16 protein-coding genes and 2 pseudogenes are annotated in these 19,914 nt (G+C 45.5%); 4 read left to right on the forward strand and 14 right to left on the reverse strand.

Annotated features, from left to right (window positions below; genetic code table 11):
* Positions 1–48: 48 nt before the first annotated feature.
* The 4 genes from IPP67_05855 to ugpB form a co-directional block, all read right to left on the reverse strand.
* A complete protein-coding gene (locus IPP67_05855; GenBank protein MBL0338691.1) occupies positions 49–1,113 on the reverse strand; it encodes a sn-glycerol-3-phosphate import ATP-binding protein UgpC in 1,065 nt (354 codons plus the stop codon).
* 15 nt (positions 1,114–1,128) lie between these two features.
* The gene (gene ugpE / locus IPP67_05860) at positions 1,129–1,977 is read right to left on the reverse strand and encodes a sn-glycerol-3-phosphate ABC transporter permease UgpE (protein ID MBL0338692.1); all 849 of its coding nucleotides are present in this window, start codon (positions 1,975–1,977) and stop codon (positions 1,129–1,131) included.
* On the reverse strand, positions 1,977–2,861 hold the full coding sequence (gene ugpA, locus IPP67_05865; protein MBL0338693.1) for a sn-glycerol-3-phosphate ABC transporter permease UgpA: 885 nt from the start codon (positions 2,859–2,861) through the stop codon (positions 1,977–1,979). The genes ugpE and ugpA overlap by 1 nt, the downstream gene beginning before the upstream one ends.
* 90 nt (positions 2,862–2,951) lie before the next feature.
* Positions 2,952–4,274 carry a sn-glycerol-3-phosphate ABC transporter substrate-binding protein UgpB gene (gene ugpB, locus IPP67_05870; protein MBL0338694.1) on the reverse strand — a complete coding sequence of 441 codons (1,323 nt, stop codon included), beginning with the start codon at positions 4,272–4,274 and terminating at the stop codon, positions 2,952–2,954.
* A 348-nt stretch (positions 4,275–4,622) separates the two neighbouring features.
* On the opposite strand from ugpB, the gene IPP67_05875 reads away from it, so the two are divergent.
* The 3 genes and pseudogenes from IPP67_05875 to IPP67_05885 all read left to right on the forward strand — a co-directional run bounded on the left by IPP67_05875 (position 4,623) and on the right by IPP67_05885 (position 8,073).
* The gene (locus IPP67_05875) at positions 4,623–6,206 is read left to right on the forward strand and encodes a lysine--tRNA ligase (GenBank protein ID MBL0338695.1); all 1,584 of its coding nucleotides are present in this window, start codon (positions 4,623–4,625) and stop codon (positions 6,204–6,206) included.
* A 50-nt stretch (positions 6,207–6,256) separates the two neighbouring features.
* Positions 6,257–7,317 (forward strand): annotated as a pseudogene (locus IPP67_05880) (quinone-dependent dihydroorotate dehydrogenase).
* A 102-nt stretch (positions 7,318–7,419) separates the two neighbouring features.
* Positions 7,420–8,073 (forward strand): hypothetical protein, encoded by a 654-nt coding sequence (locus tag IPP67_05885; protein ID MBL0338696.1) that lies wholly within the window; start codon positions 7,420–7,422, stop codon positions 8,071–8,073.
* Between the two features lie 178 nt (positions 8,074–8,251).
* On the opposite strand, the pseudogene tgt reads toward IPP67_05885, so the two are convergent.
* From tgt to IPP67_05920, 7 genes and pseudogenes are all read right to left on the reverse strand, one after another.
* A pseudogene (gene tgt / locus IPP67_05890) lies at positions 8,252–9,444 on the reverse strand (tRNA guanosine(34) transglycosylase Tgt).
* Between the two features lie 2 nt (positions 9,445–9,446).
* Positions 9,447–10,247, reverse strand: coding sequence for a queuosine precursor transporter (locus IPP67_05895; protein MBL0338697.1), 801 nt, complete (start codon positions 10,245–10,247; stop codon positions 9,447–9,449).
* 228 nt (positions 10,248–10,475) lie between these two features.
* Positions 10,476–10,775 carry a 50S ribosomal protein L28 gene (rpmB, locus tag IPP67_05900; GenBank protein ID MBL0338698.1) on the reverse strand — a complete coding sequence of 100 codons (300 nt, stop codon included), beginning with the start codon at positions 10,773–10,775 and terminating at the stop codon, positions 10,476–10,478.
* A 166-nt stretch (positions 10,776–10,941) separates the two neighbouring features.
* Positions 10,942–11,469, reverse strand: coding sequence for a DinB family protein (locus tag IPP67_05905; protein MBL0338699.1), 528 nt, complete (start codon positions 11,467–11,469; stop codon positions 10,942–10,944).
* Positions 11,470–11,627: 158 nt separating this feature from the next.
* Positions 11,628–13,472, reverse strand: a complete 1,845-nt coding sequence (locus IPP67_05910; GenBank protein MBL0338700.1) for a cobaltochelatase subunit CobT — start codon at positions 13,470–13,472, stop codon at positions 11,628–11,630.
* A complete protein-coding gene (cobS, locus tag IPP67_05915) occupies positions 13,469–14,515 on the reverse strand; it encodes a cobaltochelatase subunit CobS (protein MBL0338701.1) in 1,047 nt (348 codons plus the stop codon). The genes IPP67_05910 and cobS overlap by 4 nt, the downstream gene beginning before the upstream one ends.
* 170 nt (positions 14,516–14,685) lie before the next feature.
* Positions 14,686–15,273 carry a J domain-containing protein gene (locus IPP67_05920; GenBank protein MBL0338702.1) on the reverse strand — a complete coding sequence of 196 codons (588 nt, stop codon included), beginning with the start codon at positions 15,271–15,273 and terminating at the stop codon, positions 14,686–14,688.
* Positions 15,274–15,662: 389 nt separating this feature from the next.
* Between IPP67_05920 and IPP67_05925 the strand changes: the two genes are divergently transcribed.
* The gene (locus tag IPP67_05925) at positions 15,663–16,022 is read left to right on the forward strand and encodes a hypothetical protein (GenBank protein ID MBL0338703.1); all 360 of its coding nucleotides are present in this window, start codon (positions 15,663–15,665) and stop codon (positions 16,020–16,022) included.
* Between the two features lie 520 nt (positions 16,023–16,542).
* On the opposite strand, the gene IPP67_05930 is transcribed toward IPP67_05925, so the two are convergent.
* From IPP67_05930 to IPP67_05940, 3 genes are all read right to left on the reverse strand, one after another.
* Positions 16,543–16,905, reverse strand: coding sequence for a hypothetical protein (locus IPP67_05930; protein ID MBL0338704.1), 363 nt, complete (start codon positions 16,903–16,905; stop codon positions 16,543–16,545).
* Between the two features lie 26 nt (positions 16,906–16,931).
* A complete protein-coding gene (locus IPP67_05935; GenBank protein MBL0338705.1) occupies positions 16,932–19,052 on the reverse strand; it encodes a hypothetical protein in 2,121 nt (706 codons plus the stop codon).
* Between the two features lie 96 nt (positions 19,053–19,148).
* Complete coding sequence (locus IPP67_05940) at positions 19,149–19,664, reverse strand: hypothetical protein (GenBank protein ID MBL0338706.1); 516 nt, start codon at positions 19,662–19,664, stop codon at positions 19,149–19,151.
* Positions 19,665–19,914: the final 250 nt, after the last annotated feature.

Below are 19,914 nucleotides of genomic sequence, written 5' to 3' on the forward strand. Positions count from 1 at the left end.
CTAATCTCAGGAAAGCAACTGTCTGAGTTGACCGTCTGAAGCCACAACCTAATTGGCTATTTTTTTGCCCGTATCGGCTGCAAAAAAAGTCACTCGATCGCTGGGAATGTGAAAACTAAGCTTATCGCCTAAACTGACCTGATGATGCCCGGGCAGCCGCGCCACGATCCGCTGTTTGCCAAGATGCGAATAAACCAGGGTATCTGCCCCTAAGGTTTCAACGAGATCGATCGTTAACTGCAAAACACCTTGAGGATCGAAAACCAAATGTTCCGGCCTAATTCCCACGATAATTTTATCGGCAACAGACGTTGATAAAATTGGCAAAGGCATAATCGCGCGCTGGTCTAGCATAACATTTTTTTTGTCTGCGCTAATCGTGCAATGTAATAAATTCATCGGTGGTGATCCGATAAAACCAGCTACAAAAGTGCTTTGCGGATTTTCATAGATTTCCATAGGGGTGCCGATTTGCTCGGCAACGCCTGCATGCATCACCAGCAATCGATCGGCTAAAGTCATGGCCTCCACCTGGTCATGGGTAACATACAGGGTAGTAATCCCCAAACGTCGCTGTAATTGTTTAATTTCAATGCGCATTTGCACCCGCAATTTAGCATCCAAATTCGATAGTGGCTCGTCAAATAAGAACAAAGCCGGGTTGCGGACAATCGCCCGCCCCATGGCCACCCGTTGGCGTTGGCCGCCAGAAAGCTGACGGGGTTTTCGGTCTAGTAAAGATTTTATTTCCAAGGTTTCTGCAACCTCATGGACGCGTTTTTCAATATCGGCCCGACTCATGCGGGCGATTTTCAAGCCGTAAGCCATATTATTATAAACGCTCATATGCGGGTAAAGCGCGTAATTTTGAAAGACCATGGCAATTTTGCGGTCTTTCGGTTCCACATCATTGACCTTTTGGCCATCAATATAAATATTGCCGCTGCTGATGGTCTCTAACCCTGCCACCATCCGCAATAAGGTGGATTTACCGCAACCGGATGGGCCAACGATGACTAAGAATTCCCCATGATTGACTGCTAAATCAATTTGGTGGATAGCTGGCACCAAACCGTAATTTTTACGAACATTTTCTAACTTTAATTGCGCCATTCTTTATCAAATTCCTTATTTTTCCGTCTCAACCAAGCCTTTAATAAATTGTCGCTGCATGACCATGACCACCACAACCGGCGGTAACATGGCGAGTATTGAGGTTGCCATGATCAAATGCCAGGCAGGTTCACTGTCACCCACCGTGATCATACTGCGAATTCCCATGACAATCGTGTATAAGGACTGATCGGTGGTGACCAATAATGGCCATAAAAATTGGTTCCATCCATAGATGAATTGGATGACAAAAAGGGCAGCGATGGATGTGCGCGACAAAGGCAGAAGGATGTCTTTTAAAAAACGCATGGGCCCCGCCCCATCCATACGGGCCGCCTCTAGCAATTCATCTGGTACGGTCATGAAAAACTGACGAAACAAAAAGGTAGCCGTAGCTGAGGCAATCAGGGGTATGATAAGTCCCCCATAAGAATTTAACATACCCAAATTGGCTACAATTTCAAAGGTGGGCAGAATTCGTACCTCAACCGGCAGCATTAAAGTCACAAAGATCATCCAAAAAATCGTGCGGCGGAAAGGAAAACGGAAGTAAACAATGGCAAAAGCAGATAAAAAGGAAATGAATATTTTGCCGATGGCAATCGCCAAGGCCATAATCAAACTATTGACCATCATGATACGAACCGGGACGCCGCCAGCCTTTTTCATGCCTTCATCCAGGACAGTGCTGTAATTTTCTAGCAAATGGCTGCCGAGCCAAAAAGGCATTTGCTCATTAACCAAGCGGTCTGCTGAATGAGTGGATGCAACAAAAGCCAGCCAAATAGGCAGGAAAATGATTAACACGCCTAGGATCAGGATAATATGCGCGATGTATCTGCTGAGGGGGCGATTTTCAACCATTAGTAATGGACCCGCCGTTCAATAAAACGAAACTGGATAATGGTTAACAGGCAAACAATAATCATTAAAACAACGGATTGCGCCCCAGCGCCGCTCCAATCATTCCCTTCCACCCCATCTTTATAAACTTTATAAATTAATGTCTGCGTGGCCTGGGAGGGGCCACCACGGGTGGTTGAATGGATGACGGCAAAAGTATCAAAAAAAGCATAGACGCAATTGACAACGATCAGGAAAAAGGTCGTCGGTGACAATAAGGGAAAAATAATAGTCCAAAAACGTTTGTTGCTGGAGGCGCCATCAATGGCGGCCGCTTCAATTAACGATTTGGGAATCGACTGCAATCCCGCCAAGAAAAACAAGAAATTATAGCTGATTTGTTTCCAGGCAGAGGCTATAATAACTAAAATCAGGGCATCTTCGCCATTCAAAAAATGGTTCCAATCATATCCCAGTCCTCTGGCAGCGTAGGCTAACAAGCCGATGGTGGGATTGAACATAAACCACCACAAAGCCCCGGCAACGGCGGGGGCAATAGCATAAGGCCATAGTAAAAAGGTTTTATAGGTTTGGTTGCCTCGCATTAATTTATCTGCTTTGCAGGCCAAGAGCAAGGCAAAACCCATCGAAATGCCAGCAACTGCCACACTAAAAACAATAGTGACAACAAAGGAATGTTGATAAGAAGGGTCGGCAAATAATTTCAGAAAATTATCAAACCCTACAAATTCGCGGTTAATGCCGAAGGCATCTTCCTGCCATAAGGATTGATATAAAGCCTGGCTAGCTGGCCAAATAAAAAATAGCAGGGTAATGATTAATTGGGGCGCAACCAATAACCAGGCAATTCCTGACTTGCTAAACGTGACGCGTTTTTCAGACATTATACAACGGATAAATAAAAGGTAATAAAAATGGATCGTTCCCCACTAAAAAAACCAGGGCTGTTTTTCAACCCTGGTTTTATCTAGCATTTATTTATTGGTGCGTTCAAATTGGCGCAGCAATTCATTGCTACGTTGAACGGCATCATCAAGAGCGGCTTTCGCCGTTTTCTTGCCTGCCAACACTGCCTCAATTTCGTCTTCAATAACATCACGGATCTGGGCGAAATTCCCTAAACGTAAACCCTTCGAATTTGCATTCGGCGTGCCACGGGTTAACTGTTTAATGGGAACATCCGTGCCTGGGTTTTTATCATAAAAACCTTGCTGGCGGCTTAATTCATAGGCTTTGGTAGTAATGGGGAGATAACCGCTAAATTGATGCCATTCCGTTTGTATTTCTGGTGATGACAAATAGGTAAAAAATTTGGCAACACCTTTATAATCGCTCTTCGGATAGCCGTTTAGTACCCATAAAGTGGCACCACCAATAATGCTGTTTTTAGGGGTTTGGATGGCGTCAGGCCAATAAGGCAACATGCCCACACCAAACTCAAACTTCACACTGGCCTTAACGGCAGCATAAGCGGAAGATGAATTCATGTAGATAGCACATTCGCCACTATAAAATTTTGGCCCGCTGTCGGAACGCCGACCACCATAATCAAAAATTTTGCTTTTTTGCCATTCCGCCAATTTGGCGATATGGCGAACTTGTAAGGCCCCGTTCAATTGTAAGACGGTATCCAATCCATCAAAACCATTGGCCCTGGTAGCAATCGGAATATCATGCAAAGCACTGAAATTTTCCAATTGTATCCAAGATGGCCAGCCTGAAGTAAACCCACAAGGATAACCCGCTGCCTGTAATTTTTTGGCAGCAGCCTCGAGTTCCGGCCATGTGGCCGGGGACTGATCGGGATTTAAGCCAGCTTTACGGAAAGCATCCTTATTGTAATAAACGACGGGGGTGGAACTGTTGAAAGGTAAAGAAAGGATATTACCCTTGCTGTCTGAATAATAACCGACCACGGCCCCTAAATAAGCTTTCGGGTCAAACGCTTCTTTTTGATCAGCCATCAATTGATAAACCGGGTATATGGCGCCCTTCGCGGACATCATGGTGGCCGTACCCACTTCAAAAACCTGAACGATGTGGGGTTGTTGCTTGGCGCGGAAGGCGGCAATAGCGGCCGTCATGGTTTCCGTATAGTTTCCCTTATAAACCGGGACGATTTTATATTCTTTCTGTGAGGCATTAAAGCGGTTGGCAAAATCGGTTAATTTTTCCCCGAGTTCGCCGCCCATAGCATGCCAGAACTGAATTTCAGTTTGGGCCTTGGCTGTCATGGTGGCAACACATAACATGGAAGCAATCAAGGCGATGAGGCGGATAAAACGAATTCCTATCATGGCGGTTCCTGTCCTAAAATAATTGTTTTTAAGTAGCGTTGTCGGGTGACATTATGAAAGCAAAAATGGTCTAGCCAACAATCCACTTCTTATTAGTACTACTAAACAAACATGACAATTTGATGAAGTAAAGTTTTTTTATAAGGGAATTTCAAATTAATTTTAGGATGTCTTGTGAAAATAAATGAATCATTGGCTTTTTAACACTTAAATTATAGGGCGAACAATGAAATTTTTTTATGGGTGCGCTTGCTTTTTCATTGATCTATCAATTGACCTGGGGCAAATTTTTGTTAGGCTAGGAAAAAATTGCAAGCTATCCCAATCGATATCAGTTAGGAAAAACAGATGACAACCCAAATGAAAGAGTTTGCCCAAGCGGCAAAAGCCTGGCCCTTCGAAGAGGCGCGGCGCATTGTGGAACGCTTGGCTGGCAAAAAGCCCAGCAAAGGCTATGTTTTATTTGAAACCGGTTATGGCCCGTCCGGCTTGCCGCATATCGGTACATTCGGTGAGGTGGTGCGAACCACTATGGTGCGCCAAGCCTTTCAGCAATTAAGTGATATCCCCACCCGGTTGTTTGCGTTTTCCGATGATATGGACGGGTTGCGCAAAGTGCCAACCAATATCCCCAACCGGGAGATGGTTAGCCAACATTTGGGCAAACCATTAACATCGATACCCGACCCTTTCGGTAAATATGAAAGCTTTGGGCACCATAATAACGCTAGGTTACGATCTTTCCTTGATTCCTTTGGCTTTGAATATGAATTTCAAAGCGCTACCGAATGGTATAAAAGCGGCAGATTCGATAAGGCTTTGCTGGCCGTGCTTACAAAATATGAACAAATTATGGAAATTATGTTGCCGTCATTGCGGGAAGAACGCCAGCAAACCTATAGCCCGTTTTTGCCGCTTTGCCCCAAAACCGGGCGGGTGTTACAAGTGCCGGTGATTCGTCATGATATCAAAGCGGGGACGATTGTTTACCAAGGTGAAGATGGGAAACAAGTGGAAACCCCCGTCACGGGCGGGCGCTGCAAATTGCAGTGGAAGCCCGATTGGGCAATGCGCTGGATGGCTTTGCAGGTGGATTATGAAATGTCAGGCAAGGATTTGATCCCATCGGTTAAATTGGCCACGGAGATTTGTGAAGTGTTGGGCGCACCGCCCCCGGTCTGCCTGAGTTATGAATTATTCTTGGACGAAAATGGCGAAAAAATTTCGAAATCACGCGGTAACGGCTTAAGTGTGGAAGAATGGCTGGCTTATGCCCCGCCGGAAAGCCTATCGCTTTATATGTATCAAAAACCCCGCACCGCCAAAAGGCTGTATTTTGATGTGATTCCCAAAGCGGTTGATGAATATGTGGATTTTTTGGAAAAATTCCCGAAAGAACCGTTGGCTACGCAATTAGAAAACCCCGTATGGCATATCCATAATGGCAAGGTGCCAGCGCTTGGGGCCATTCTGAATTTCAGCATTTTATTAAATTTGGTTAGTGTTTGTAATGCCGAGGATAAGCAAGTGTTATGGGGCTTTATCTCGCGCTATGCCAAGGGTGCCAACCCCGCTAATTCACCGTTGTTAGATAGGCTGGTTGGTTATGCCATTGCCTATTATGTGGCGCGGGTGAAACCCACCCGCAAATTCCGGTTGGCCAATGATATGGAGAAGGCGGCGATTGCCGATATCCGGCAATTACTCCAGAAACTGCCTGATAACCCCCCGACAGAAATGATCCAAACCCAGTTTTATGATGTGGGCAAACGCCATGCTTTTGCTGATTTGCGGGCTTGGTTCAAAGCCCTTTATGAAATTTTGTTGGGGCAAGAGCAGGGGCCGCGTTGGGGAACTTTTGTGGCCCTTTATGGCATTAAGGAAATGATTGCGCTGCTCGAGAAAGCAGAAAAAGGCCAATCAATCGCTTGATTTTAAGCCAATTAAAATTGGGGAGCGGGTAAGTAAGGGAAGATTTGTTCATGTTACAACGCTTGCTATTTTTGCTGGCCCCGGAAACCGCTCACCGTTTGGTGATAAGGTCTTTTCAGCAATTGCCAAAATTGCTGCCAGCGATGTTAGGTAGCCCCAAACCATCCGCAAATGATTCTTTCTTAAGCCAGCAATTATGGGGAAAAACTTTCCCCAACCCCATCGGGTTGGCGCCCGGCTTTGATAAAAATGCTGAGGTTTTTGCCCCCATGCTGCGGCTTGGTTTTGGCTTTGTGGAAGTGGGGACTTTAACCCCCAAGCCGCAGTTAGGAAACGATAAGCCCCGCCTTTTCCGTCTGCCGGAAGATCAGGCCGTGATTAACCGCTTGGGTTTTAACAATCACGGGCAAGCAGTAGCTTATGAGCGGTTGCAGCGAGGAAGGGCGAAAACTGCTGGCATCATTGGCGTAAATATTGGCAAAAACAAAGACAGTGCCGATGCCGTGGCCGATTACGTGATGGGTTGGCAAAAAATGGCAGGGGTTGCTGATTATATCACGGTGAATATTTCTTCGCCCAACACGGCCGGATTACGGGATTTGCAACATAGCAAACAATTGGAAGGATTATTGGCGGCGTTAAGCCAAGCACGGTTGCAAACGGCCACTAATCCGCCGTTATTATTAAAAATTGCCCCTGATTTAGAGGCCAATCAATTACAAGACGTTATCCAACTTTGCCTGCAATATCAGCTGGATGGTTTGATCATCAGCAATACCACCATTAAACGCCCTGCTTCCCTAAAAACCCGCATGCCTCACAAGCGGGCGGCCTAAGCGGCCAACCCTTGTTTGACTTATCCACTGCAACCTTGGCTGCAGCCTGCGCACTGACCAAGGGCAAAATACCACTCATTGGGGTGGGGGGAGTGGCCTCAGCAGAGCAAGCCTACCAAAAAATCAAGGCTGGCGCCAATTTGGTGCAGCTTTACACCGGGCTAGTGTATGGGGGTTTCCCCTTACTTTACCAAATCCAACGTGGTCTTCGCCAATATCTGAAGCAAGACGGCTATGGTAATGTTCGGGAGGCAGTGGGAACTGCAGTGAATTAAGTAACTTAAAATAATAAGGGATGAAAAGGAAAATCGAGTGAGTTTTTCATAGGTGAAAAAATTGCTAAAATCAGCATTACTCGTAATTTTAAAGGAACTTGCATGGAAAAAATCCAAATTCTACTGAGCCAAATACTTTTTTTATTTATGTTCAGCTTCAACCCAGGATTTGCTCAGCAGCCTTATGAGGTAGAAGATATAGATATGGCTTTAATTTATTATAAATTATCCGGTGCACAGATTCCCTGGAAAGAAATTGCTTTAAACTATCCAGAATATTTGATAAATCCCAACGCGTTTGCGAGGCAAGATTTTCTAGAAAAGCTCGAGCCAATAATTCTAGAACAAACAAATAGTTTATTTCAGAAAAAATCCTTGGTTGTTTTTACGAATCTAGAACTTCAAGAATATGATTCTGATCAGACGGCATTTTTCCTAGATTTCTCAGATAATAGCTATTTATCGTATGATTCATATCCATCTGCTCATGAGGATATCGCGTTAACTTTTGACAATGGTGCTCAGTTCGCAACTTGGTTTGTTAACAAGGAAGAAGCTAGAAAAATCACGCAACAAATAGGTAGGAACAGAGCCGTAGTGGCGATTATTGAATTTGTTCCTGTTGCAGCTAAACGTGGGAAATTATCTGATTCTGATATGGAGAGTAAAATTATCCAAGCTAATATTATTAGGATTACCTTTCAGACACTTGATACAAGAATACAATTAGGCTCTATTGAAGCAAAAGCTAAATAACAATCCTATTATCAAGTGCAGGCAATCCTAAATAGAAAGTTTTTTTTAATAGAGTTCACATAACGCCAATTAACGTCAATAAAAATATTCCTTTTATTACCAAAAAGCTCTAACTAGAAATTCATTCTTGAATAATTTGGAAAAATAGAAACACACGATTACAAGTAAGCCTCTTATCTCAACCCAACCATTTCGCTTCACCTCCGCTAACTACCATTTTGCGGGATTGCATTGCCTGCGGGATGTCACGCAGCAGGCGATTCATGATGGAAATGTTATGGATGGTGACCAATTGCATGCCAAGTATCTCTTTGCTTTTTAGCAGATGGTGCAGATAGGCGCGGGAAAAGTTTTTGCAGCAATAACACAGGCATTCATCCCATAAGGGATTCGGGTCTTCGCGGAAACAGGCATTGTTCAGATTAATCCGCTCCTTATCCGCCTTGGGTAATAACGCGCCGCCATGGCGGGCCATGCGAGTGGGGGCCACGCAGTCGAAGGTGTCAATGCCTTGCTCAACCCCGCTTAAAATATCGCTGATGCCGCCAATGCCCAACAAATGAATGGGCCGGTCACGCTTTAAATTTCGGGTGGCATAAGCCACCACTTCCTGCATTTGGGCTTTATCACCCCCCAAGGTGCCGCCCACCGCGTGACCGAAGAAAGGCTGGCTGTTCACGAAATCAGCGGCTTCCTGGCGTAAATCCTCATACACGCCGCCTTGAATAATACCATACAAGGCTTGCTGGTCATTGCCTTTATCATAACCGCGGGCGAATTCATCCATACAGCGCTTGCCCCACCGGTGGCTCATGGACAAAGAACGCCCGGTATAAGCCTTATCGGCATGGAAGGGGGTGCATTCATCCAACACCACAATCAAATCAGCCCCGAGTTCTCGCTGGATGTGAATGGACCGCTCAGGCGTCAGCATATGCAACCGCCCATCAATGTAGGAACGGAAACGCGCCCCTTCTTCGGTAATTTTCAGCAAAGTTTGCGGACGATTCGGTGACCCTCGGCCTTTAATCTCATCAGCAACCGACCCATGCCCCAAACTGAATATCTGGAACCCGCCGGAATCGGTTAACATCGGCCCGTTCCAGCCGCAAAATTTATGCAACCCCCTTGGCGGGCAATCAATTCCGATCCCGGTTGCAGCATGAGATGATAGGTGTTGGATAAAATAATCTGGGTGCCGCTGGCCACCAAATCAGCTGGGGTTGCCGCTTTCATCGCGGCGCGGGTGGCGCAGAAAATGAAAGCAGGTGTCTCAAGGCCCCCATGTGGGGTGGTCAAATACCCGACCCGCGCCAAGCTGTTCGGGTCGGATGCTTGAATGGTGAAATCAAAGCGCGGATACAGGCTCATACTTACGCAGCTTTCGCTTGACGGTCGCGTTTCGGCACAAAGAAGCGGGCCAATTCAATCACTGGGGCTTCGGTGATGGCCAATAGCAGCCGGATCAGATAGGTGCCAAAGATATAAGATAACAACACCTCAAAGCTTACGGGATTTTCGCTAAACACCACCCAGGCCAACGTGCTGAAGATGATATTGTCAACAAGCCCTGAGAAAGCAGTTGAAAGGCTGGCCCGCAACCACAAAAAGCGGTTCTTGGTCAGCCATTTGATCAACAGGAAAACCCAAATATCATTCATCTGGCTGATGAGGAATGAGCAAACACTGGCCGCGATAATCGCAGGGATCGGCATGAACAACGCCATCATATGCCCCTGGTTCTCCATAGCCCAAGCCATATCCGTTCCCGCCTCAGCCACACTCAAGGGGCGATAGCTTAAAGCCACGAACATCATCAGGGTAAACAAAATGGCGCCAGCGAAACCCAACAGCACGCTGCGCTGGGCGGCTTTCTTGCCGTAAAATTCAGTTAAACTGTCGGTCGCTAAATAGCTTGCGGAGAAAAGAATAGTGCCGAGCGGCATTAAACCGCTTTCCAAAAATCCGTTGAGATGGGTGAAATTGGAAGCAGTCAACACTTGGATATTTGCACCAATAACTGCAACCACAATAAATAAGGTCAGGCCGAAGGCCCCGAACAAGCGTAATAATAATAAAATGGCAGCGTTGCAGATCAGCCAATCAATCAACAGCATCCATTCCGGTGCCAGGGATTGGGAAAGGTTCAGCCAGTCTTGGATAAGGGATGCCATATCTACTCTACTCCTTGGGAAAAATCATAAAGCCCGTATTCGATGATAATTTTTAGGAACGTTGTTCCTGAGGCGAACCATAATAGGCCCGGTTGTTTTTGCAAGACATAATTCACATAAATGCCAAGGCTTCGAAAATGAGGGTTAATAGGGATAAGTGATGAAGGCCGCATCAATAAAAAAGGGCAGTTAAACTGCCCCTTTTTGAATAATTCTAAAATAGATGTTTTAACTGGCGGCAGCCTGACGAAGGCCAGCTTTTTCAATCCGCTTTTTCAAGCGACGGGCCTCAAGGGATAATTTATCACTGCATTGGGTTAAGATGAACGCATCCAACCCCCCATTGATTTCCACGGAACGCAAGGCATTGGTACTTAAACGTAAGCGGACGGTTTGCCCCAAGGCATCGCTAGTTAAGGAAACATGCTGTAAATTGGGCAGAAAACGACGGCGCGTTTTATTGTTGGCATGGCTAACTTTATTGCCATACAGTACTTTTTTGCCGGTAAGATCACAACAACGAGGCATATTAATTTCCTTTTATTCTTTTATAAAAAAACAGCATAGCCAGCCGGATAGTATCATATACCACTGCGGCCATTCGCAACCTAACGAGCTTGAGCCTATTTTGTCAATATATTTTTGCTGCAAGAAAAACAAACTATATTAACCAAGATGAATAAGCCTCATAGAATTACTTGGTGGTGCAGGTAAAGCAATCTTGTGCCATTTGCTTTTCTTGCAAAAAATAAACCAAATCCAAAGCTGGGGCTTCAATACCACTTTGGGTCACTAACAGGTGAACATGCCCGCGATGATGGGTCTGATGATTGAAAAGATGCGCCAACAGCAATTGTAATTGTTGATGTTGCGCCTCTCCATCCATGTCGCGGTAGCTGAAATCTTTTCCAAGTGATGAATGGGATAAAGAGTCAAGATACCATAACACCCGTTCATCCTCAGCTTGTCTGGCTTGCTTTAAGGATTGAAAATCATCATACAAAATTTCATCAAGCTTGGTTGGCGATGTGCCTTTGCCCGTTAGGCGGTAAAGCCACAAACGGTCGACCACTAATAAATGGTTCAACGTTCCATGAATGGAGTGGAAAGGTGCCTTCCGGTTTTCACGGTATAACGTTGAGGAAAGACCAGCAACAGATTGGTATAAACGTTGGTTGGCCCAGCGGTTGTATAAAGCTAATTCCTTAAAAAATTCCAGCATTCTTGAACCATTTCTCCTAATCTATAAAAAGGCTATCATAGGGTATTTTCCCCTAAAAGTAAAAGCTTCTTTATGGGGTGAAAAAACATTATTGTCGCATCGGGAGGGATTAAAAAAGCTTGTCCTGTTCAACGAATCAAATAAAAATATTGGCAAGCTTAAAAACCAAGATTTTGTTGAGTGAAAAGGGCACTGAGTTGTTCCAGCATAGCTCCCCCCAATTCTTCCGCCTGATTTATTTTAACGGCACGTTTGTAATAGCGCGTGACATCATGGCCGATGCCGATGGCAATAAGTTCTAGGGATGACTGTTTCTCTATTTGTGCAATCACTGCTTTCAGGTGGTTTTCTAAATAGGCCGAATGGTTGACCGATAAAGTTGCATCATCAACCGGTGCCCCATCCGATATCACCATCATGATTTTTCTGTCTTCCGAACGTTTGATTAGGCGATCAGCCGCCCATAACAAAGCCTCGCCGTCAATGTTTTCCTTAAGCAACCCTTCCCTTAACATTAAGCCCATATTCTTGCGGGTTCGCCGCCAGGGCAGGTCAGCAGCTTTATAAATAATATGCAGCAAATCATTTAAACGTCCGGGGGTGCCGAGTTTGCCTTCTGTGATCCAACGTTCTCGGGAAGATCCCCCTTTCCAGCTGCGGGTGGTAAACCCCAAAATCTCCACTTTTACGCCGCAACGCTCTAAGGTTCTAGCTAAAACATCCGCACAAATGGCGGCGATCGTAATCGGGCGTCCCCGCATGGACCCTGAATTATCCAATAGCAGACAAACCACCGTATCTCGAAAATTGGTATTTTTCTCTATTTTAAAAGATAAGGGGGTGAAAGGGTTGGTGACGACTCTGCTTAAGCGGGCGGCATCAAGTAAGCCGTCTTCGGCGTCAAATTGCCAGGCTCTGGCTTGCTTCGCCATTAATCGTCGTTGCAATCGATTGGCTAATTTGGCCACCAATGGTTGGAATTTAGCTAATTGCTGGTCAAGTTGTAGACGAAGCTGGGCCAATTCTGTACTATTTGCCAAATCATCGGCATGCTTGATTTCATCATAATCCCGGCAGAAAATTTTGTAGGCGGTTTCTTTCGAACTATTATGACCGGCGGGTGGTGTATGCAAACCATCACGGCTGCCTTCCTTGGCCTCTTGGTCTTGGGATGAGGTTGCGAAATCCGGTAACTGGGCGGTATCTTCCACATCTGACGGATCATCCAAATTTTCAGGATCGGTTGATTGGGGGGTGCCAGCCAACGGATCCTGGTCATCTGCAGGCTTAGGTTTTTCCGGTTCAGCGAAGGCATCACCCTCCAAATCCTGTTCGTTTTCAGGATGCTTAGTTGATTGCTCCAGGCTGTCCAGATGAAGTTGTACCAATAACCGCCTGCAGGCTTTGGCATAGGCAGATTGGTTATGTTGTAAGGGATCTAAGGCGGACAGGAAGTTTTGGATGACTGGCAGTTCATCCGCCAAGTGACTGTGGACAAGCTGCTGGGCTTCCTCTGAAAGTTTTTGTTTGGTTAGGTGATGATTGGCCAAGGCTTTGAAAGCCAGAATTTTCTTTTGCTCGTCTGTTGAGCTTGAGAACATGCTTTGCTTGATTTGATGCTGTAGGCTTGCTGCCATATTTTCAGCAGCCCCCAGATATTTTTGTGATCCTAGGGATTCAACGCGTGCTTGCTCAAAACAATTGAAAATTTCTTTGGCATACTCTTGCTCAGGGCTTTCCCGATCATGAATTTTCGGGTTGTGATACCGTTGCCACATGGCGATTGCATCGCTTTGGCCGCGTAAATATTGGTAGTCGGCAGCATTGAGGGGGATAGGGGGGGGTGGCAGGGAAAAATGGGTGCCAACCGTCTTGGCCTCAAGCCCCTCTAAGGACAAGGTAGCATTTGGATTAGCTGATAAAGCTCTGATACTGCTGCCCAGCAAGCGTTGCAATTCATCCGTTAGCTCATGGGAAGAATGATTGGGCAGGGTCGCGTTCATTGTTTTTGGAGAGTGGGCAGCGGGGTTATATCTTTGCCGAAACAACGCTGGTAATATTCATTAACCACTGGTCGTTCCACCTCATCGCATTTATTCCAGAAGGTCAATTTAAAAGCTAAAGCCAAATCCTGAAATATATGGGCATTTTCCGCCCAACTGATCACGGTGCGCGGGGACATGACGGTTGAAATGTCACCAGCCATAAAACCTTTGCGCGTTAATTCCGCCAAAGCCACCATGGCTTTGACTTGGCGTGTTCCTTCATCTGTGCGGTAAGATGGTTGTTTGGCAAGCACGATGGCAATTTCTTCTTCAGCGGCCAGATAGTTTAAGCTTGCAACAATATGCCAGCGGTCCATCTGGCCCTGATTGATGGGTTGCGTGCCATGATATAAGCCGCTGGTATCGCCAAGGCCGATAGTATTGGCTGTGGCAAACAAGCGGAAGGCTGGATGTGGATTGATCACCCGGTTTTGATCGAGTAAGGTTAATTTGCCTTCTACCTCGAGCACCCGTTGAATCACAAACATCACATCCGGCCGCCCGGCATCATATTCGTCAAATACCAACGCTACCGGATGCTGCAACGCCCAGGGTAATAACCCTTCTTTATATTCGGTTATCTGTTTCCCGTCTTTTAGCACGATAGCATCACGACCGATTAGATCGATACGGCTGATATGGCTATCCAAATTAATGCGGATGCAGGGCCAGTTTAAGCGGGCGGCTACTTGTTCAATATGGGTGGATTTACCGGTGCCATGATACCCTTGGATCAGGACGCGCCGATTATACATAAAACCCGCCAGTATAGCTACCGTAGTGGCGGGATCAAAACGATAATTTGGATCGATTTCAGGCACATGGGCACTGGGTTTGGAGAAAGCAGGAACCCGCCAATCTACGGTTAAACCGAATAAATCTTTAGCTGACTTAACGCTGTCGGGCAGATTAGGCAAGATGCCACTCACCGCATCCGGTGATGAGGTGTTTGTATTGGTTGGGATTATATTGCTGGGTTGGCGTTTATTATTTGGGTTCATATGATAGAGACCTATAAAAAGCATATCAGGGACTTTAAGAAAGATGACTTTCCCTAATACGCTTTTAAAAATATATTAACAGGAAGTATTCACCAGATTTTTTCCGAAGATCAAAAAAATAGCAAGAAATAAAGAAAAGGACTCCATCTCAAAGCTAGACCAAGATGGCTTCAGGAAGCCTTATCATTTTTCTTTGCATCAACCGCATGGGTTTTTAAAAATTGATAAGCGCGATTAATTTCTTTAAGGCGCTCTTCGGCCCCATTATCACCGCTGTTTAAATCGGGATGATGCTGTTTGGCCAGTTGTTTATACTGTTTCTTAATGTCTTGGAAACTGACGGGTGGCGCTAAATTTAACAATTGTAACGCTTTCCTTTCCTCTATAATAATGTGGGTGGGTCTTTCATCGGCGGGCGGCTTTTCTTGCGAGGAATAGGGTTCATTTTCTTCATCAAAAAATTGGAAACGCTGGTTGATTTTGGTAAAAGGGTTGCCCCGCAGCGGCCAAGAAGGTTTTTCCCAAACCGTATCTTGACGGATGGACCATTCAATTTGCGATTCTGACATGCCCTCATAATAATTCCATTGCTTGTTATAATCCCTGACATGGGGCAGGCAAAACCACCAATATTCGTATAATTGTTGGGGCGATTTAGGGGCGCGGAACATGCCTGCTTCGGTACAACAAGCATGGTCACAACCGCGGGGTGGCGGCATTTCTTTCTTATAGGTCGTAAAAATTTTTCGATTACGCATAGTCCATAATATGTGCTGCCAACGATTAATAGGCAAGATAGGCAAGAACAATTTTTAAGGCTGCTGTGTTTTTTCTTGACACGTATTTTTTACCCAATGTCGGATGGCGATCAAGGAATAGGCTAGTTTATTGCCAGCTATATATCTGTGTTATTTTGTGGCTATTATTTGATAGTAACTGCGGCAGGTAAATGCTTGGCAAAAACGCCCTTCCGGTGTTTCCGCATCTGCCTTGGAAGATGAAACTCAACAGGTGCTGGCAGATTACCTGACAGATTGCGGAGTTTGTTGGTAATTGATATAAGACCTAGAGAATTTATTCCGTGAGAAAAACCTAGGAGTTAAAATTCCATCTTTTGTTAATTTTTAACAGATAAGGCAATTGTACCATGAGCATAGATAAAATGAAAGACATGGAAGATAAATTTGCAGAAGTTCAAAATAGATTTCTTGAAAAAAAGAATGAAATAGATGCGAAGGAAAAATCTGTAGATGAAAAGCGACATATTCATGTTACTAATGTGGTTAGCGAATATAAAAATTCTGAACAAAATAGGATTATTTACATTGTTTACGGGACCGCTTTGACCAATGTTGTCGCTATAAATTCCTTAGGGCAACATCCTAATGTAACTTTTTTTATTGCTGCCCTGGTATGGTCTTTAGCTGCTTATGTAATATGGCTTTATATGGAAAGATGGGCTTTTTATTCCAGAACCATTAAAGTAGAAAATTATTATTTAAAATGAAATGTTAGAATTGAGGCAAAAGACTCTCGACAATCTTGGGGATTTTTTTAAACAGATAGACCCAAACAACCTTGCTAAAGACCTACAATTACATTTTATCAATAAAATTAATGAAGAAATATCTGCAGGCAAGGAAAATTTTGCAAGATATAATAATAAAATGTCCGAGAATCAGAGACATACGGATATAGCGGAAATAACCTATGCGCTTTTCCTAATAATTTCCTGGATATTTAGTTTAATCGCCAGCCTATGCACTTTCGTTTATATAACATTTATTCCAGTTTGTTTGGGAGAGATAGCAATCTACACTTCGTTAATTGTCTTGCTAGTATCAGCCACTATTTCTATTTATAAAAGACGCAAACTGAGCTTGTTATTGAGAGGATTGAAGTAAGCTAAAATGAGAATTTTGCTTAAAAACCTAAAAAAGATGTGCTTACTCGGCGTGCCCGAGTGAGCAAAAAAGGGCAGCCGAGCTGCCCTTTAATTTAATTAATGACGAAGGAAAGGGTTACCCCTAAGCAGGTTTTTTCCAGCCCCGCCGCTCAGCTTCGGCCAATAAAGCTGGGATGACTTCATCCCCCAACCATTTTTTGGCATCATCCCTGCCATCAAGACCGGTATAAGCGGCATCACCAATCACTTCCCAAGAATCCATCTCTTTTGCCAACATTGTTTGCAAATCCGTAATGCTTTGCCAGTAATCATTAACATACGTTTTATCATTTGATCTAAGTTCTGCATATCCCTTAGCAAAATCATCATAATTTTTATATTTACAATCTGGGTCTCCAAAAATGCTCATATTCATCCCTAGAAACCATAAGAATTGTATACCCCATTCATATTCTTTATTTAACTGATCTTTTGTTTTTTGCATTTGTAATCTCCTTATTTAGAGGATTTTTATTCAAAACTGGGAAAGTGATCAAACAGTCTGTAGCCATTCTGTGTGCGTACAATCCAAACCGTCATTTTATAGGTAGGCATAAAGTGAGTGCCGCCACGTGGTATGCCAAAACCTGTTAATTCCCCGTTGGGCGGGATATATTTTAGCACTAAGCTTTTACCTGCTGTAACCGTTGGCAGCCAGCTTTCAATGATACTGCCATTATGTCTAAGTGTCTCTTTTACCAAATAATCCTCATGATCAGCACTAAAGGTATGAGTTGAAGCGGTTGGAATGCGTGCGCCCGGCTGAGGGTTCAAAACGCGATCTGCCGTCGCTTTTGGCCCATCATAAACATGTTTCAGTCCATGACCGCTTAATAAATCTTGCACTTCAATGTTCCAATCCGTTCTTGTATGCCAATCACTGGTGTGGTTGCGGTAAATCTCCAATTGTTCAGGCGTATAATTTGGTAAAGGTCGGCGTACAATCGGCGTATTGTCATAAATAGATGGAATATCATGAATGGAATATACAGTTCTTGTAGTGTTCTGTAAAGGGGTTTGTGAAGTTAACGGGATAGGTTCTTGTTTCAGGGTTGAAGGGTTAACAGGGGTGATAGGCATTTCCTGGGTTGCAGAGTGGGTTGGGGAAAGTGGCTGGGGTTCAAGATTGCCAGGCTTTAGGGTAGCATTTGGTTGGGCTGCGTCACGCTCAAGGCTTGCTACCAGGGATTTGCCGTTTCGAGCCAGGCCCGCAAGTGCGCCACCGCCACTGAGGATACCGAACAGGTTTTGGACATATTCCGGGTACCCCGCTTCCTTGGCAGATTGCATAGTCAGGTTGCCAAGACCACCAGCGATCATGCCAGCCTTACCGATGGCGCCACCGCCGGTAACGCCACTGACAAATGCTTGCCATAAGCGCCCAAGGAGTGTTTCGGCATCTGCCTTGGGAATAAAACCAAAGAGGTTCTGACGCCAGTAATCAGGTTTTTCGAAGATGCGCCTGGGTTTTATGCCATGTTGGCGAGCGATGATTTCTAAGGGTCCAGGACCAATGAGTTGTTTTAACTCATCTTCTACCACTCCAGGTAAGCCTAAGAGAAGCGAAGCACCATCGGCAGCGGCGGATAAGGTACGGTCGATGAAATCGGGTTGATTCAAGAGGGGGGTGATGGGCAATACCCATAGGGCTTGGGGTAGATTAGAATCTTTGGAATACTGGGCTAGTTCTAATCTTCTTAGGGCAAGCAAAGGTAGGATCCGTTCGCGGATGGCGACATCGGGATGATTGGCAGCTTGCTGTTCTAAGCTTTGCAAATCATCCTGCAATTGGTGCATGGTTTCAACCAGGGTGGTGACGGATGTAAAATCCCAAGCATTGGGCACCGGCGGCAAGGTTGGGGAAGTGAGAAGGTAATAGAGGCGGTTGTGGGGATCGGCGGCCCCGCCTAATTGCCAATCGGGCAAGAGGGTGGAGGCTGCAAAATTATGGGCCAACACCTCCTCCGGCAATTGGGCGGCCAGGGAGGGGTTGGTTTGCCAAACCTCCGCCAGGCGTTGGCTGAACTTCAAGCCATCCCGGCCGTGGATCAGGCGGCTTAAGGCAGGCTTGGCAGATTTGGGGATAATCTTGGTTAAGCGGAAGAGATCAGGTAAGGCGCCTGCTAATTGTTGATCGCTGTCTTTGCCATGATTAAGAAGGAAATGGTAATCCGCGGCTTGCAGATCATCTGGGTTGTGGGGATCAAGGGGTTGATCCTTAAACCCCTGCTGGATACGGTCCAAATAAGCTTGATGTTTGGCGCTTTGCTTAACCGCATGGGCGCTTAATTGTGACAATAGATTGAGGGTGTGTTGGGGTAAGGCCTGGGTCAATTCCAGATCAGCCAGCTCAGAGGGGGATAATTGCCCGGCCTTGTCCAGATAATCCTGGGATTTGCTGAACCAACCCTTCAGACGGTTATCGGTCTGTTGCAACAAGGCTTGTTGCTGTTGATGTTGTTGATCAAGCGGCAGGGAATGCAAGCGGCGCTCGGCCCGTTGCTCAAGCCGTTGGCGGTCTTGTGGGTTTAAGCCGACCAGCAAGGGATTGGTATGCAAGGCTTGGGCGATGCTATGGGGGGCGTTGTTCAATAACAGGTTAGCCTGGTCTTGGGCTAAGGAACGTTTAAAGCCATCACCTAAGCGTTCGGCATCTTCCCCTGGGATAATCCCCTCATCCCGGGCGTCTTACAACAGTTGCAATCCCTTATGCAAATGCCAGGCTTGCTGTTGGGGCAGGGTGGCCGAGGAGGCAAGGGTTTGATGTTTTTGCAGTGATTTGGGCAAATTGCTGGCGGCTGATTGGTTCAGGGTGGCCGCATCCTGGGCTTGTTGTTGCAAGGCCAAGCTGTGGGTTAACAAATCCGCATCCTCCAGCACCTGGCCGGGTAGATATTTGCTGGTGGGCAGTTTCTTGCCCTGCATCAGGCTATCCAGCATCAAACTATGGGCGTTGATCAAGGTTGCGGCAGGCTTGGGGGTTAAGGCGGGCAAGGGCGAATGCAGCGTGAAATCATCCATGCCCCCCTCATCCATCCCGCCATCAAAGCCGGTATTACCCCACCCCGCCGCCTGCCCCCACCCGCTATTGAGGCTAAGGCTGATGCCATTTGAGTTAAAGGGTGAATCCTTATCCTCCCCCCAGCCTTTAGTTGCCGGATCATCCTCTCCTCGGTATTTTGTACGTTCTTTTAACTCACCCATCCTTACCTCCACTCCGGTTGAAAATACTTGAATAGGACTGCCCTTGAAATCAACATATGTTCATTATATGTTCTTTTAGGGGCTGCAATAATCCCCAGGGGAAATTACCCTTCTTGCCACATTAATAATACGGGATTATATAAAGGCTGTTATATGATGTTGACTTGTTGATGATCCCACCATAACCCTTTATCATCCATCACGCAAGATACGGCATGTTTTTCATTTATGATTAACCAACTAGAATAGC

The sequence above is a fragment of the Rhodospirillaceae bacterium genome, assembly GCA_016722635.1.
In the GTDB taxonomy this organism is placed as follows: domain Bacteria; phylum Pseudomonadota; class Alphaproteobacteria; order JAEUKQ01; family JAEUKQ01; genus JAEUKQ01.

What these genes read in the sequence shown, in the direction of transcription:
- IPP67_05855 (MBL0338691.1), bottom strand. Translation starts at nt 1,113, where the DNA reads ATGGCGCAATTAAAGTTAGAAAATGTTCGTAAAAATTACGGTTTGGTG.
- ugpE (MBL0338692.1), bottom strand. Translation starts at nt 1,977, where the DNA reads ATGGTTGAAAATCGCCCCCTCAGCAGATACATCGCGCATATTATCCTG.
- ugpA (MBL0338693.1), bottom strand. Translation starts at nt 2,861, where the DNA reads ATGTCTGAAAAACGCGTCACGTTTAGCAAGTCAGGAATTGCCTGGTTA.
- ugpB (MBL0338694.1), bottom strand. Translation starts at nt 4,274, where the DNA reads ATGATAGGAATTCGTTTTATCCGCCTCATCGCCTTGATTGCTTCCATG.
- IPP67_05875 (MBL0338695.1), top strand. Translation starts at nt 4,623, where the DNA reads ATGACAACCCAAATGAAAGAGTTTGCCCAAGCGGCAAAAGCCTGGCCC.
- IPP67_05885 (MBL0338696.1), top strand. Translation starts at nt 7,420, where the DNA reads ATGGAAAAAATCCAAATTCTACTGAGCCAAATACTTTTTTTATTTATG.
- IPP67_05895 (MBL0338697.1), bottom strand. Translation starts at nt 10,247, where the DNA reads ATGGCATCCCTTATCCAAGACTGGCTGAACCTTTCCCAATCCCTGGCA.
- rpmB (MBL0338698.1), bottom strand. Translation starts at nt 10,775, where the DNA reads ATGCCTCGTTGTTGTGATCTTACCGGCAAAAAAGTACTGTATGGCAAT.
- IPP67_05905 (MBL0338699.1), bottom strand. Translation starts at nt 11,469, where the DNA reads ATGCTGGAATTTTTTAAGGAATTAGCTTTATACAACCGCTGGGCCAAC.
- IPP67_05910 (MBL0338700.1), bottom strand. Translation starts at nt 13,472, where the DNA reads ATGAACGCGACCCTGCCCAATCATTCTTCCCATGAGCTAACGGATGAA.
- cobS (MBL0338701.1), bottom strand. Translation starts at nt 14,515, where the DNA reads ATGAACCCAAATAATAAACGCCAACCCAGCAATATAATCCCAACCAAT.
- IPP67_05920 (MBL0338702.1), bottom strand. Translation starts at nt 15,273, where the DNA reads ATGCGTAATCGAAAAATTTTTACGACCTATAAGAAAGAAATGCCGCCA.
- IPP67_05925 (MBL0338703.1), top strand. Translation starts at nt 15,663, where the DNA reads ATGAGCATAGATAAAATGAAAGACATGGAAGATAAATTTGCAGAAGTT.
- IPP67_05930 (MBL0338704.1), bottom strand. Translation starts at nt 16,905, where the DNA reads ATGCAAAAAACAAAAGATCAGTTAAATAAAGAATATGAATGGGGTATA.
- IPP67_05940 (MBL0338706.1), bottom strand. Translation starts at nt 19,664, where the DNA reads ATGGGTGAGTTAAAAGAACGTACAAAATACCGAGGAGAGGATGATCCG.